Origin of the sequence: Shewanella mangrovisoli, from assembly GCF_019457635.1 — a bacterium.
GTDB lineage: Bacteria > Pseudomonadota > Gammaproteobacteria > Enterobacterales > Shewanellaceae > Shewanella > Shewanella mangrovisoli.
Genome location: NZ_CP080412.1, coordinates 569,714 through 584,860 on the forward strand (window position 1 = coordinate 569,714; position 15,147 = coordinate 584,860).

General features: G+C 49.2%; 13 protein-coding genes and 1 pseudogene. 6 read left to right on the forward strand and 8 right to left on the reverse strand.

What is annotated here, in order from left to right; all coding sequences use genetic code 11:
- Positions 1–169: 169 nt before the first annotated feature.
- Genes K0H60_RS02570 through K0H60_RS02580 form a run of 3 tightly spaced genes read left to right on the forward strand, consistent with a single transcriptional unit; the run spans position 170 to position 2,344 of the window.
- Entirely contained in the window at positions 170–424 is a 255-nt protein-coding gene (locus K0H60_RS02570; protein WP_220057171.1) for a hypothetical protein, read from the forward strand.
- Between the two features lie 3 nt (positions 425–427).
- Positions 428–718 (forward strand): hypothetical protein, encoded by a 291-nt coding sequence (locus K0H60_RS02575; RefSeq protein ID WP_011715658.1) that lies wholly within the window; start codon positions 428–430, stop codon positions 716–718.
- 6 nt (positions 719–724) lie between these two features.
- A complete protein-coding gene (locus tag K0H60_RS02580) occupies positions 725–2,344 on the forward strand; it encodes a PepSY-associated TM helix domain-containing protein (RefSeq protein ID WP_220057172.1) in 1,620 nt (539 codons plus the stop codon).
- A 52-nt stretch (positions 2,345–2,396) separates the two neighbouring features.
- Here K0H60_RS02580 and K0H60_RS02585 read toward each other — a convergent pair whose 3' ends face one another.
- Together K0H60_RS02585 and K0H60_RS02590 are read right to left on the reverse strand one after the other, a co-directional pair.
- A complete protein-coding gene (locus tag K0H60_RS02585; protein WP_220057173.1) occupies positions 2,397–3,569 on the reverse strand; it encodes an MFS transporter in 1,173 nt (390 codons plus the stop codon).
- A 218-nt stretch (positions 3,570–3,787) separates the two neighbouring features.
- On the reverse strand, positions 3,788–4,831 hold the full coding sequence (locus tag K0H60_RS02590) for a sensor domain-containing diguanylate cyclase (RefSeq protein WP_011715661.1): 1,044 nt from the start codon (positions 4,829–4,831) through the stop codon (positions 3,788–3,790).
- Between the two features lie 654 nt (positions 4,832–5,485).
- Here K0H60_RS02590 and K0H60_RS02595 point away from each other — a divergent pair.
- A complete protein-coding gene (locus K0H60_RS02595) occupies positions 5,486–6,886 on the forward strand; it encodes a DASS family sodium-coupled anion symporter (protein ID WP_088211888.1) in 1,401 nt (466 codons plus the stop codon).
- 69 nt (positions 6,887–6,955) lie between these two features.
- Here K0H60_RS02595 and trxC read toward each other — a convergent pair whose 3' ends face one another.
- Positions 6,956–7,378, reverse strand: a complete 423-nt coding sequence (gene trxC, locus K0H60_RS02600; RefSeq protein WP_220057174.1) for a thioredoxin TrxC — start codon at positions 7,376–7,378, stop codon at positions 6,956–6,958.
- Between the two features lie 188 nt (positions 7,379–7,566).
- On the opposite strand from trxC, the gene K0H60_RS02605 reads away from it, so the two are divergent.
- Positions 7,567–7,902, forward strand: coding sequence for an FKBP-type peptidyl-prolyl cis-trans isomerase (locus K0H60_RS02605; RefSeq protein WP_011621259.1), 336 nt, complete (start codon positions 7,567–7,569; stop codon positions 7,900–7,902).
- 164 nt (positions 7,903–8,066) lie between these two features.
- A pseudogene (locus tag K0H60_RS02610) lies at positions 8,067–9,043 on the forward strand (diguanylate cyclase domain-containing protein).
- A gap of 42 nt (positions 9,044–9,085) precedes the next feature.
- On the opposite strand, the gene K0H60_RS02615 reads toward K0H60_RS02610, so the two are convergent.
- From K0H60_RS02615 to K0H60_RS02630, 5 genes are all read right to left on the reverse strand, one after another.
- Complete coding sequence (locus K0H60_RS02615) at positions 9,086–9,484, reverse strand: DUF1850 domain-containing protein (protein WP_220057175.1); 399 nt, start codon at positions 9,482–9,484, stop codon at positions 9,086–9,088.
- A gap of 33 nt (positions 9,485–9,517) precedes the next feature.
- On the reverse strand, positions 9,518–11,551 hold the full coding sequence (locus K0H60_RS02620) for a TRAP transporter permease (RefSeq protein ID WP_220057176.1): 2,034 nt from the start codon (positions 11,549–11,551) through the stop codon (positions 9,518–9,520).
- Between the two features lie 107 nt (positions 11,552–11,658).
- Entirely contained in the window at positions 11,659–12,615 is a 957-nt protein-coding gene (locus K0H60_RS02625) for a TAXI family TRAP transporter solute-binding subunit (protein WP_220057177.1), read from the reverse strand.
- A gap of 493 nt (positions 12,616–13,108) precedes the next feature.
- On the reverse strand, positions 13,109–13,231 hold the full coding sequence (locus K0H60_RS20505; RefSeq protein ID WP_039978852.1) for a hypothetical protein: 123 nt from the start codon (positions 13,229–13,231) through the stop codon (positions 13,109–13,111).
- 313 nt (positions 13,232–13,544) lie between these two features.
- On the reverse strand, positions 13,545–15,038 hold the full coding sequence (locus tag K0H60_RS02630; protein WP_220057178.1) for a helicase HerA-like domain-containing protein: 1,494 nt from the start codon (positions 15,036–15,038) through the stop codon (positions 13,545–13,547).
- Positions 15,039–15,147: the final 109 nt, after the last annotated feature.

A 15,147-nucleotide genomic window follows, 5' to 3' on the forward strand; every position in this document is an offset into this window, starting at 1 on the left:
ACTTACAGTGTAAATCTTATTGCGAACTGTTATCATCAAAGCTAGAGTCCCGCAAATTTACTCAGTTTTTCTATGGCTTTCATTGTGTTATTTGGCACTGGTTGCAGGGTGTGACCAAGAAACATGACAGCTAATATGCTAACACTTTGTGGTGAGAGGATACGATCCCGTGTTGCAACTCGTCTTTTTGTTGTCGACGCTTGTAGCCTGCTTGTTATTTTATTTGACTAACAAGCAGCAAAAACTCTTGGCAAGCTCCCTTCCTAAGCGGCCTTGGCGTTTACTCGCCTACGGCATGGCTGTCGCTAGCCTTATTGGCTGGCTCAGTCTATTTACCCCTAGCACCGCGATTTTTATTTGGTTAGCCCTGTTGATGTTGTTGACTGGGCTAGTGCCTTTTATCTCACTTATCGGGCGGAAATAAGCCATGGCGCGTTTAGCTGAGCATGACAAATTACAGCCAGACTGGTGGACTAAGTCACTGGCAGGGTTGATTTTAGGCTTCACCTTAGCCTTGGGCCTAGTGGGATTATTTGCTTGGTTTGGCCCGGGCGGAATCGATGCCGACACTAAGGTGCAGTTCAATATGTGGTTGATTACGCCCATTTGGTTACTGATCTTAAGTTTTAGCTATTTGTTTAAAACTGGACTCAGGGCCATCGGCTATTTAGGCCTGTTTAACATTTTGACTTATATAGTGTTATATACCTTTAGGTGATAAGGGATGAAAGTTCGCAGTGATGTGTTACGGGTGTATCAGTCTATCCATATTTGGACTGGGATCATCGCCGGAATCGTATTGTTTATCGGCTTTTATGCTGGCTCGCTCACTATGTTTAAGGGGGCGATTGAAGCTTGGTCAATGCCGCCTTCTGTGACTTTACCGCAAGTCTCAAGCGATAGGCTCGATGATTTGGTATCGCAAGCGTTAGCGCAGGACGATAAGGCGAAAAACGGCTTTAGTTTGCATTTGAATGATGAGCATCAGTCGCCGATGACCTGGTATCAGCAGGGCTCGGAGCGTGAACTCAGCATGAGTAATCAGCTTTGGCATGCCAGCCTCGACGAGCAGGGGCAATTAGTCACCCAACTCAGCACGCCAAGCGAGTTGGCTGAGCTGATTGACCAATTACACCGTACTGCGGGGATTGCCGGTGAGGTCGGCCACGATCAGGCGGGTGTCTATGTGCTGGGTGTTGCCGCCTTCTTATACTTCTTAGCACTCGTTTCTGGGGTGATTTTTTTATTGCCCACCTTAACCAAGAGCTTTTTTGCCCTGCGTAAAGATAAGGGCGAGAGCCGTTTCTGGCTCGATGCCCATAACTTAGTCGGTATTACCAGCCTGCCATTTCACTTAGTGATCAGTCTAAGTGTGATAGTGTTTGCCTTCCATGATCAGCTTTATGATGGGCTTAAGCATATGGTTTATGGTGAAAAACCATTATTTGCCCAGCCAGCGCCCGACAGAACGCCTTACACCCTAGCCGATTTACCTAAGATCACAACCGTTCTAGCAAAGGTGCAGGAGTTGGCGCCCGAGTATCAAGTGCATGAAATGACCTTTATGAACTTGAATAATCCCCGTGCGACCTTGCGTTTAGGCTTATATAACCCTGATGGTTTTATGCGTGGGCCAGTCACCGACTACTTATACATGCACCCTTATAGTCTTAAAGTGTCGAATAGCACGATTGATGCGAGTGAAAATGGCATTTGGGCCAGATCGGTCGCGGTATTCTTTGGGCTGCACTTTGGCAGTTATGGGGGCGACCTCGGGCGTTGGGTATATTTCTTTTTAGGCTTGAGCGGCGCCTTCTTATTTTATAGCGGTAATTTGCTGTGGCTGGAAAAGCGACGTAAAAAACAGGCGAGTGAGCAGACCCGCGCCAGTCGGTTAATGGCGAGCGCCACCGTGGGGATTTGCTTGGGTTCGGTTGCCGCTCTGGCGGCGAGCATGCTGCTGGGAAAATGGTTTTACGCGCATGTGAGTAATATTAATCACCTCTACCTGTGGCTGTATTATCTGGTGTTTACCGTTTTAGTGGCTTATGCCTTCTGGCGCGGCGCGGCGAGGGCGGCGCTGTTGATTTTACCCCTGTGCGCCTTAGCGACTTTGGCCATGCCTATTACTTCCATGATTGGGCTGTTAGTGCCGAGTTTAGGCTTATGGGCGCCCCATTCTGCGGCAACGTTTGGAGTCGATCTAGTGGCGCTCGGCTTTAGCTGTGTTTTCTATTATGGATACCGACTGACGCGCCAGTGCGTGTTCAACGGCCCGCAGGACAGTGTCTGGGCCATTCCCAGCACAGAGCCAGTAGCTGAGTTAAGGCAACAAACCTCCTAACAAAATGGGCGCCCTTATCGGCGCCCATTTTTATTCACTCGGTCAACCAGCACTAAGCTTTTGCCGTCGGTAAGCGGGGTTTGCTCCGTAGCAGTAAGTGCGCGCCAAGATAACCAAAGGTCAGCACAAAGCTTGCGGCTAAGTAGAGTAGCAAGCCATGTTCGATATGGTTAAAGCGGCTGGCGGCAACCGGGCCGATAACCGAACCGACGGAATAACTGAGCAACATTATCTGGGTTGCAGACACAATTTGACTGCTGGGCAGATGATCGCAGGCCAGACTGATGGCGATAGGGTAGAGGGCAAAGGCGCAGGCGCCCAGCAACACAAAGCCTAACCAGAGTCCAACAAGGGATTTTTGTGTCAGTAAGAAGAGTGCCGCTGCGCCAATTAAGCAGAAGGCGGCCATTAAGGCACTCTTCTGGAAGCGTGGGGATAAATAGCTCACTAAGGGCTGAACTATCATGCCGCCCATAATGATTAACGCCATAAATTGTCCCGTCTGCTGGGCAAATCCCATGTCCTGCGACACATACACAGGCAGTAAGCCGTAAATGGGGCCGAGTAACAATCCCGAGACTAAACAACCGACCACGGCGGGTTTACTCAGGTTTTTAAGATCTGACAGGGCAATCGAGTGTTGCTCGCTCGATTGCGGCTGCCCCCGTTTGACTAATAACGCGGGCAAACTGGCGGCGGCCAGTAATCCTATCACCACTAAATAGGGGAGGTTGCCCGTGGTACCTAAATAATCGACCGCGAGTTGTCCTATCGCCGTGCCGCCGTAGAGGGTGGTCATATAAAGTCCTAAGCGTTTGGCCCGCTGTTTTTGGGTATCGGCCATTAGCAACCAAGATTCGACAACCACAAAAATCCCCGCTACGGCGAGGCCTGCGACCAAACGGGCGGCTAACCAAACGCTGCTCTGTGGTAGCAAAACCATCACCACAACGCTGCACAATAAGACATTCAAAAACAGAATAAAGGCTTTACTGTGGCCGATGCGCGCCACTATGGGGGCGATACAAGGTGCGCCCAATAATAAGCCTAAGTAGAAAATACTCGCGAGCCACGGCGCGAGATCGAGACTGAGTTCAAAGTAACTGAGGGAGAGCGGGATCAAACTCATCAAATAGCCCGAGGCGAGGGCAAATAGGCTTAAGCCTGCTACAGGCACAAACAGCCCAGGCTTTTGAGTCGATGGCGTTAACGCGATATTTTCCACTGGCGGTACCAAAACAGGTAAAAAAATAAACAGAAGGAGATTACGGGCGCGACTTTAGGCCGAATGTTGTGCAGGGTAAAGTGAGTTAGATTGACTGAGATGGTGAATAATTTTTGTGTTTATTATTCATAGAGATAATGAGTTTTAAATGTTACCAACTTGCAGTTTTATTGTGCGTTTTTTCTGCAAAGGATTTATAACGTCCCTGTTATTTACCTTTATGCCTGCGCACTGTTAAACATGAGCACGCGATTTCTGCCAGCGAGTTTGGCTTGGTAGAGCGCCTTATCCGAGCGCCTCAGTAAGGATTCTGGGGTGTTGTCATGAATGTGCATTGCGGTAAACCCAATGCTCACGCTCACACTGATAGGTATGCCATCGTAATCCATCGCGGCGAGGGCAATCGCTTCCCTGATATCGTTAAAAAACCGCAAGGGCTCATACTCGCTTTGCTCGGGGAAGATAATCGCAAACTCCTCACCGCCAATGCGAAAGAATTTCCCCGGACTGGTCATCATAGTTTCGGAAATGGCGACGATGCGCTGCAACACATAGTCGCCTGCACTATGACCAAATTGGTCATTCAACATCTTAAAATGATCAATATCCATCAAGCCAAAGAAAAACGACTGGCCATTTTCATGGAACTCAGTCATGGCTTGGCGAATTTTTTGGGTAAACACTCGTCGATTGGCGGCGCCAGTCAGGTGATCGGTCGAGGCAAGGTATTCGAGTTCTTTCAGTTGCAGACGCAGGCTAATATTAAGCCCAATCCAATTGGCTAAGCATTGCAACTCTATGGCATGTAACTCACTGTAATAGGATGATTTCTTATGAGCGACATTGAGCGTGCCTAGGCAGACATCGCCATAAAGCAGCGGTGCATCCATACAGGTTTGCATGCCGTGTTGGGCCAGCATGATGCAGTCCAGTTCGGTGGATTTATCTAATTCATCGCAGATGAGTACCGTCTTTTCCGTGAAAGCGCGACCCACAAGGGTATTGGCGATAGGTACCCTGAAATCGAGCGGGATCGCTTTGTTACCACGGATGGAATAGATTTTGAGAAAGTCGGCGTCGTCTCTCAAGGTAATGCTGGCCCTTTCGGCATCAAACAGTTGGTAGAGCCATTGGGAAACGGTATCGAGTACTTCTTGAAGTGAATTCGCCACTGCGAGCGCTTGCACAAACTCGACGGGAAGGCAGATCTGATGTCCCTGAGCGTTATCAGATAAGTCTAAAGGGTTGAATCTTCTTTCCATACTTATGCCCCTTAAAGCCTTTGGGTATTTAAAGCTATATTTTAAATGCCCAATTGAGGTTCTAGCTGAAATATAAGTGGAGTTGGCAACCTCTGCAATCTTTGTTTAATTTTGGTTAAATCTTGACCGGCTGTTATGCGCTGTGTGCAAGCCGGAGTTGAATATCGCTATGGGTGATTTACTCACCATTGTTTTGTTGCAAAGTGATTGGTGGCGACCCGAACAAATGCACGACAAACGATGCATGTTGTTTGAATGTAATTAAATCGAGGGTGATGCTGTTAATGGTTTGTCGATATGTTTATCTGTAACTTCGTTATTGCGGCTGATATTGTGGTTTTAACTACTGTTATTAAGATTAAATTCAGCCTTTATCACTTGATGTAAAACTGAAGTTTGACATGGGTCACAGTTTTAAACATTTATTCAGTTACAGCTTTATCTGTCTTTTGCTCAAATTTTATCCGTTTGAAAATTATGTACATAAGTTCAGATCAAAAACAGGTGATTTTTATCTCGAAAATGGCGTTTGTGCGCCTTTTGTCAGCAGTATTTGTGGTTGCTGGGTAGCAAAACAACAAAATAAACTGCTTTGACTAGTGTGACCTATGCCCTAAATTTGCCTAAAAAAATAATGGTATGAAGGTTGTCACCATGTCCTTAGAGCAATCAAAGTCTGTTCCCCCCAATCATTCGTCCGCGAATGTCGGGCTTGAAAAGAAAAAAATGCTGATCTTAGTCGCGGATATTTTGCTGCTATTCGCGCTGTATTACGGTTTACCCTTTGACCAAGGGGTCAATACGGGTCTGGCTATCTTAGTGTTCGCCGCTATCTTGTGGTTAACCGAAGCGATTCACATCAGTATCACGGCGATTTTAGTGCCTATTTTGGCGGTATTCTTTGGGGTGTTTGAAACCAAAGAAGCCATGAGTAACTTTGCCAATCCAATTATCTATTTGTTTTTCGGTGGCTTTGTACTTGCGGCGGCGCTGCACCATCAAAAGATCGATACTTTGATCGCGCAAAAACTCCTGCTGGCCTCCAAAGGTAAACTCAGCATTGCCTGTTTAATGCTGTTTGGGGTAACGGCGCTGTTGTCTATGTGGATCAGTAACACTGCCACCACGGCGATGATGTTGCCACTCGCGCTGGGGATTTTGCAGCAACTCGATCGCAAGCTATACCACAGCACTTATGTATTCCTGTTATTGGGTATTGCCTATTCCGCGAACATCGGCGGTATTGGTACCTTAGTCGGCAGCCCGCCAAACGCGATTGCCGCGGCACAGGTGGGGCTGAGCTTTAGCGATTGGCTGAAGTTTGGGATCCCAACCGTGATCTTAATGTTGCCTATGATGCTGCTGGCGCTCTACTGGTACTTTAAGCCAGATTTATCGGCTAAGTGCGAGTTGGCGGTTGAAGATCAAAAGCTGACCTTCCAAGGCAAACTGACGTTGGTTATCTTCCTCGCAACCGTTTGTTGCTGGATTTTCAGTGTGCCACTGGCCAAAGCGCTCGGCGGAATTACGCAATTTGATACCGTTGTTGCACTCGGTGCGGTCGTGCTGCTGGCGGGTTTAGGACTGGTGGGTTGGAAGAAGATTGAATCGACTACAGATTGGGGCGTGTTGATCCTCTTCGGTGGCGGTTTGACCTTAAGTGCTGTGCTCAAAAGCACTGGTACCAGCGTGTTCCTCGCACACTGGATGACGGATATTTTTGGCAGCACCCATATGTCGCTGTTCGTGTTTGCGGTGATCGCTTTCGTGGTGATGCTGACCGAGTTTGCCAGTAATACCGCGAGCGCGGCGCTGTTAGTGCCAGTATTTGCGGCCATTGCCGAAGCATTAGGGGTATCGCCCGTTATGCTATCCGTGCTGATTGGTATTGCGGCTTCCTGCGCCTTTATGTTGCCAGTGGCGACGCCGCCTAACGCGATTGTTTATGGCTCTGGCCATATTAAGCAGTCGGAAATGGTGCGAGTGGGTATGATAATTAACTTCCTCAGCATGATAGTGCTGGGCATTATTGCCCACACCTTCTGGGAAGTGTAATTGCCTCTGAACCATCCAAACAAAATACCCAGCTAAGCTGGGTATTTTTATGGGCGAAACTCACAGATGCTAACAATAACTTTGCAGCCATTGGTCGAGTGCCGACTTGGGTAAGGCGCCCGCTTGCTGGGCGATAACATGCCCCTGTTTGAAAATCATCAGCGTAGGGATAGAGCAGATCCCAAATTGCGCCGCCAGCGCCTGTTGCTCCTCGGTATTAATCTTGCCGAAGTGAAATTGTGGTTCCCATGCTTTTGCCGCCGCCGAAAAGGTGGGCGCAAAGCTTTTGCAGGGGCCGCACCAGCTCGCCCAAAAATCGACAACGAGTGGCAACTCTGATTTGTTTGCATGATTAATAAAATTGGCGCTCGTGAGCTCAATGGGCGCCGCCGCAAACAGATTCTGTTTACATTTGCCGCAGGTCGGCTGCTCAGTTAACCGCTCTTGGGGCACACGGTTTAAGGTGTCACAGTGGGGGCAGGCAATAATCATGGAATGGCTCCTTAGCTCAATGCATGTTGTAGATATGGGGGCGCTGCGGCAAATTTAAAGGGAGGTAAAGGCGTACTAAACCTGCGCCACAAAATGGATGAGCTGCACCGACAAGCTCGGCTAGCGATGTTAGAATAGGCACTTTGATGAATCACTTGAATGTAAGTGACGGCGAAGAGATTAATTAAATGACTGAATTAGAAGTTGTCGATCTGGTTATCGGCGAAGGAAAAGAGGCCGTAAAAGGCGCGTTGATCACCACTCAATACCGTGGTTTTTTGCAGGATGGCACTCAGTTCGATTCCTCCTATGACCGTGGTCAGGCATTTCAATGCGTGATCGGTACTGGCCGTGTGATTAAAGGCTGGGATCAAGGGCTGATGGGCATGAAGGTTGGCGGTAAACGTAAGTTATTCGTTCCCGCGCATTTAGCCTACGGCGAGCGCCAAATTGGTGCCCATATCAAGCCGAATTCGGACCTCACCTTTGAGATTGAATTGCTTGAAGTGCTAACCCGCGATTAATAGTAACGGGTTGAAGATGGGGTCAGCATTTGGCTGACTCCTTTTGAACTGCTTGATCTCCCTTTTGCTATGTCCTTTTGGCTTTATCCTTTTTACTATGTCCCTTCGGCTTTAACTGTTTTACACTGGACGAAAATTCCCCAATTTAATGACAGAGATTTTTCGTGGTAGCGGATTCTGCAGCACAAATAAAGCAACTTCAGGCCGAAATCGCCGAGCTTAAACGTGAAAATGCGCGGTTAACGGCGCTCAATAATCGTGCCGAAGAGAAACTCTTTGCCGCCCTCGATGGTAATGGCTTGTGTTTGTGGGAGCAACATGTTCCCAGTGGCAATCTCACCCTGTTCAATGTGAAGTGGGGCGAGCTGCTTGGCTTTAGCCGCGAGGAGCTTCGCGCCCATGTCGACAGCTGGAAAAGCAAACTTCATCCAGATGATAAAGACTGGGTAATCAAAGCCTTTGAAGATCATGTGAATGGCAAGGCCGATTATTATCAGGTCGTACACCGTATGCTGCACAAAGATGGCAGCATCACTTGGGTGTCGGATCGTGGCCGCATTGTTGAGCGTCTCCCCGATGGCACGCCGCTGCGGATGATGGGCAGCCATATCGATATCACTCAAGAAAAGCGCTACGAGCTGGATTTAGCCCGACTAGCCCACAGCGACCCACTCACCAACTTGATGAACCGCCAAGCCATCGCCAAGGCCTTCGATGAGTTATTACAACCCGGCCAGCGCGGGGCATTATTCTTTATCGATCTTGATGGTTTTAAGGCCTTAAATGATCACCATGGCCACAAGTTTGGCGATAACTTATTGGTGCATGTGGCGCATTCATTAGGGGCGCACAGGCGAAGATCGCGCGGCTCGGCGGGGACGAGTTTGTGATTGTCCTGCCCACTTCGGATATCGAAGCCTTAGGCATGCTCGCGCAATCCTTACTGGATGTTTATCGACAGCGTTTCTTGCTCGATGGTTGTGAAGTGGCGATTAGCTTGAGTATCGGTATCGATATTTTTGAGTACGGCGATCGTTTTACTCAAAGCTGCGATCGCGCCGATGCGGCTATGTATCGTATTAAACACCAAGGGAAAAACGGCTACAGCTTCTCTCGGAATGAGAGCTGTATTGACCGCTAATGGGCGGTAGACGCGCCGTGCTTGCGCGTCCTACAGTGATATTTACAGCTGACAGCCCCACACCTCAACGGCGGCATCTTGTTTGTTCGGTGGACCAATCCAATGACTCATGGCTTGGCATTGCGCCTCCCCAGAAGCCTGAGTGAAACACAGTTCAAAATCCCCTGCCTCGGGTGTGCGCCCTAGGCGTAATCTCGGCAGCACGGGCAACTTAGGTTGATAATGCCAACTGCCATTGTTAAGCACCGCATCATCGGGGATTTCCATTCCCGCGCCCGTGCCTTTGACTCTGGCCTCAGTGAGGCGTAATCCTTGAGTGGTGACTCGATAGTCTTCTTCCCAGCGGATTTTTTCGATGCTGTGGTTCCATGCTAGGGTGAACTGCTCTGTGGGCACTTGTGCCCACAGTGTGCCGGCTAGGCCTAAACATAGACCTAGCATGCTATTGCCTTACCTTTGCATTCGCTCAAAACCTTACCCCTGCTCCGCAAGACGTTTCAGTTTGCGTGCTCTAAGGCTGTGCTGCACGATAAAGAGTAGCGCCAGACCAAAGCCGATTTCATCACTGAGCGGTGTCGCAAGGATTAAACTGGCTCCGGCGAGGAAGCCGATAACGCGTTCCCACCAATAGAGTTTTTGCAGTAAGAAACCGGTAAAGATCACGCCCCAGATGCCTATGCCTACTGTGGCTTTTAACATCACAAAGCCGATGGCAAGCCAGCTATCACTTTGTAGCATAAGCGCTGGGTCGTAAACCGCCATAAAGGGGATCACAAAACCTGCGATAGCGATTCGAATCGCCCACAGACTGATCTTCAGTCCCGATTCTTTTGCGATTGGCGCTGCGGCAAAGCAGGCCAAGGCGACGGGAGGTGTGAGGTCGGCCATAATCCCAAAGTAAAACACAAACATATGGGAGACGATCAGCGGTACACCTAAGTCCAGCAGGGCGGGTGCGGCAATCGAGCTGGTGATAATGTAGTTAGGAATACTCGGGATCCCCATACCTAACACCATACAAGTCAGCATAGTTAACACCAGTGAGAGGAAGAGGTTATCTTGACCCACTGCGAGGATGTAACTGGCGAAGGTTGAGGCAATGCCCGTCAGCGAGACGATACCGATAATTACCCCAACTAGGGCGCAGGCTATCCCTACTGGCACCGCATGGCGAGCGCCATCGACTAAGGCGTGCAGGCAGATGGTCAGGGTATCTTTGCCCCCTTTGATAAACCAGCAGACAGCAACCAGTAAGGCGATGACCCCAAAGACGACGGCGATTCCCATCTGGAAGAAGCCGGCACACAAGACCCCTAGGGCAATCCAAAAGGCGAAGCGCATCGCATTAGAAGGCAGGCGCAGCACAATCGCAGAGCCTAAGATCACTATCGAAGTCAGTGCTAAACCGACCATGCCAGAGAACAGCGGCGTACGTCCCGAAAACAGTAAGTAAATTAAAATAAACAGCGGGATCAGCAGATACCAGCGCTCCTTCACTGCCGCCCAGGGATCGGGACATTGATCCTTGGGTAAGCCGCAGAGATTGGCGCGTTTGGCCTCCAGATGCACCATCCAGAACACTGAGCTGAAATACAACAACGCGGGAATTAACGCCGCTTTGGCGATTTCAATAAACGGCACGTTAATGGTTTCGGCCATGATAAAGGCCACCGCGCCCATGATGGGCGGCATAATCTGGCTACCCATACTGGAGGTGGCTTCTACACCGCCAGCAAAGGCGGGGCGGTAGCCGAAGCGTTTCATCAAGGGGATGGTAAATTGCCCCGTGGTCACCACGTTGGCGACACCCGAGCCCGTGATTGTGCCCATCATAGCCGAAGAAACCACGGCTACTTTCGCCGGGCCGCCGAGTTTATGGCCGAATAATCCCATCGCAAAATCGGTAAACAGACGGATCATCCCCGCCTGCTCTAAAAAGGCGCCAAACAAAATAAACAGAAAGATATAGGTGGCCGATACGTAGGTTGGTGTGCCGTAGAGGCCCTCGGTACCGAAGGATAACTGATTGATAATTTGGTCAACACCGTAGCCGCGGTGCATTAAGTCACCAGGGAGATATTGGCCGAATAAGCCGTAGGCCAAGAAAATACAGCAGATAATTGGCAGAGCCCAGCCCATCACCCGCCGCGCGGCTTCAAACACTAAAAAAATCAACACTACGCCTATCACCATATCGGCATCGGTGAGTTCACCGGAGCGTTGGATCAAGTCTGCCTCAAAAAACCATTGATAGGCGGCCGTTGCCATGCCCGCAAGGCCAAGTACCCAGCCTAAGGGTTGCCAAGGGCGAGACTTACCCACCGCCGGATAACTTAAAAATACGATTAACAGTAAAAAGCCCACATGGGTTGCCCGCAATACTTGGGTCGATACGGGATGAAAGGCGGCGGTAATGATTTGAAAAATGGAGAAAACTAGCGCCGTATAAAACAGTGCCTTGGGCCAGTCACTGGTCTTAGCGCCTAGTCCTTGTTCGGAATCGCTCATATTTATGCCTCACAGCATTAGACTACAGAGGGCGACGCAGCACTTGAGTGACGCTATCACTCAAGTGCTTAGGTGAAAAACGGGTCGCACAGATTGAGGTTACACCCTTAGAGTGCGCCAACTTCTTTGAAATAACGCTCAGCACCTGGGTGCAGTGGCGCAGGCAGGTTTTTGGTTGCCTTGTCTAATTGAATGGCTTTCGCAGCTGAGTGGGCGTTGCCGAGGCGGTCTAAATGTTCGAACATCAGTTTAGTCATCTGATAGGCTAAATCGTCAGACACACCCGCTTGAGTCACAAACAGGTTTTGAATCGCAACCGTAGAAACATCGGCGGTTTGGCCTTCGTAGGTGGCTGCTGGGATCACCCCATGTTGGTAGGCTGGGTTATTGATTTTGCCGATCACATCTTCGGGAATTTCCACAAAGTTAATTGGCATAGTCGCGGCTAAATCGCGGATCGCCGCCATCCCTAAGCCCGAAGATTGTAGAGTTGCATCTAACTGACGGTTTTTAATCAGCTCGACCGATTCGGCGTAGGGTAAAAATTCCACTTTGCCCATGTCTTCGTAGCTTAAACCCGCAGCTTTAAAAATTGCGCGCGCGTTGAGTTCAGTACCCGACTTAGGCGCACCAACAGAAATACGTTTACCCTTCAAATCGGCTAAGGTTTTGATGCCAGATTCCTTATTGGCCACAATTTGAATGTAGTTAGGGTAAGCTGCTGCGAGCACGCGCACCTTATCTAATGGCTTTTTAAAGCCGGCATCGGCATCGCCTTGATAGGCTGCAGCCACCGAATCGCCTAAGGCTAAGGCCAATTCACCACGACCCGCTTGTAGTAAGTTGAGGTTTTCAACCGAGGCTTTGGTGGCTTGCACTGAGGTTTTAGCGCCTTCAATGCCTGAGCCGTAGAGCTGCGACAGTGCCACACCAATGGGGTAATACACGCCACTGGTGCCGCCAGTTAAGATATTGACAAAGGCAGGTGCGGCCGCCATTGAGGCTGCGCTGAGTGAGAGTGTTAATGCTGCGCCAACGGCGATAAAACGTTTGTTGATTTTCATGCTGAAATATCCTTATTTTTTATTGTGTTATATAGGGTAAGGTAAATCGGACTGTTTGATTGCTACTTTAGTATCACTACTTATATACCCAAATCTGCTCAAAATACAGGCTTTGACACGAGTTTATATGCAGTCTAAATCTTGATTTATGAGGCTTATCGTCAATATTCCACTAGGGCTAGCGAGCGTCGGGTGCTGTGATGGCTAAAATGGAATAAGCTTATAAATTGGTAACTTAGCTGCGATTATGGTTCTGGGTGATCTAGGTAAATAAAACCTTAGCAAAAGACTCAAGCAATGTGCATGTTGCTTTAGTCTAGGTGACATTTTCAGTTAAAGACTTAGGCTAATTAAATCATCATCTTACTGATAACTTAATCTGTGTTGTTTGCGGGATTAATAACCAATAACCGAGAGCGAGCCAATAAAAAGGGCTAACCGCAGTTAACCCTTAATTGTCGATATTGGAGGCGCACCCTAAAGTGCCACAATATTATTTAACGTTATCGAGGAGACCTTTAGACGCATTTTTGGCGTGTTTTGCGGCACGTTTTTCCTTCATCGTCATTAACGGCTTTTTCTTGGCCTCTTTGCGATTTTTTTGCTCTTTACTCATAGCTAACTCCATGTACTTTCAGTGGTTGTTCATCAGGCTAATCATGTAAGCCATTTGCGTAAAACCCGTTCCATGATGTCCTGATTAAAACGAAACGATTAAACTCGAATTACACCATTTTTAAATCACAACTATTTAAAACTATTGGTAAATTACTTGAATTTATTTGCCTCTCTGAGCGGTACTCGCAAAATAATCTTATCACCTAAATCCTAACTAAGATCCACTCACTACTTAGAATAATTCACGCTAATGGTAGTGCCAATGTGTATATAAAATATGCGGTTTGGCGCACGGTTTTAGCCCTGTGCCGTTACCTGCGGGTCGACTTGCCGAGTATGCCGCCGAGCAGTCCGCGCAATATTTGTTTACCGAGTTGATTACCCACGGTTCGCGCCGCTTGTTTAGAGAGGGTTTCGGCTAACCCTTGGCGGCGTTTATTGCCAAAAATCAGTTCACTAAACCAGCCCTGTTCTGCCTCTTTGGCGGCGGGCGTATTCGCCGTTTTGGTGCTACTGGCGCCATTGGCCACTTCGGCGTGCCGCTGATTGAGTCGCTCGTAGGCGGACTCTCGGTTGATTAAGGTATCGTACTTGCCACCAATGGGGCTCTTGGCACGAATGGCGCTTAACTCCTCTGGGCTTGCAGGCCCCATGCGACAGCGGGGCGGCGCAATCAAGGCGCGTTCCACCATAGTGGGCACGCCTTTCTCAGCGAGTGTCGAGACTAAAGCTTCGCCCACGGCGAGTTGTGAGATCACCTCACTGACCACCAATTTAGGGTTGGGCACAAAGGTTTCGGCCGCGGTTTTAACGGCTTTTTGATCCCTTGGGGTATATGCCCTGAGGGCATGCTGAATGCGATTACCGAGCTGACCTAAGATCTCGTTGGGAATATCGTCAGGGAATTGCGAGCAAAAATACACCCCGACGCCCTTGGAGCGGATAAGCCGCATAATCTGCTCTATGCGTTTAAGCAAACTTGCTGGGCAGCCTTCAAACAATAAGTGCGCCTCATCGATAAAGAAGACTAACTTGGGTTTATCGAGATCGCCGACTTCGGGCAGGTTTTCAAAGAGTTCTGATAGCAGCCAGAGTAAGAAGCTGGAGTAGAGGCTAGGGGTCAGGATTAACTTATTGGCAGCTAACAAATTGATAATGCCGCGCCCTTGCAAGTTAGTACGCATCAAGTCTTCGAGTTGTAGCGCAGGCTCGCCGAAAAAGTCTTTGCCACCATCGCGTTCTAAGCCGAGGACCGAACGTTGAATGGCGGCGAGGGATTGGGCGCTGATAAGCCCATATTTGGCGGAGACCTCTTTGCGCTCATCGGCGACTAAGTTCAGCATGGCGCGAAGATCGTCGAGATCGAGTAACAATAATCCTTGGTCATCAGCTAGTTGAAAGACGATATCTAGAATACTGCTTTGGGTGTCATTGAGTTCGAGAATACGCCCGAGCAGGGTCGGCCCCATCTCACTCACGGTTGTGCGTAATGGGTGCCCTTGCTCTCCTGCGAGATCCCAGCAAACCACGGGATTTGCCTCGGTTTGATAATCTTCAATGCCGATTTCGGCCGCCCGCTGCAATAGTTTGTCGCTTAGTGTGCCCGCAACGCCAAGCCCAGAGATATCGCCTTTAATGTCGGTGATAAATACCGGCACACCTTGGCGGGAAAAGCCTTCGGCTAGGGTCATCAGCGAAACGGTTTTCCCCGTCCCCGTGGCGCCGGCGATCAGTCCGTGGCGGTTGGCATATTTAAGATTTAAGTGAACCTGTTGCTCACCTTTACCTAAGAGTAGAGTATTCAAGCGCAGTCCTTGTCTTAATTAGCCCCGTGATGAACCAATGGGGCGTCGGTCATGGGTGGATAAAAAAACACCACTCAGTGTTTGCCTTTCGTGGATCTGTGTCAACATG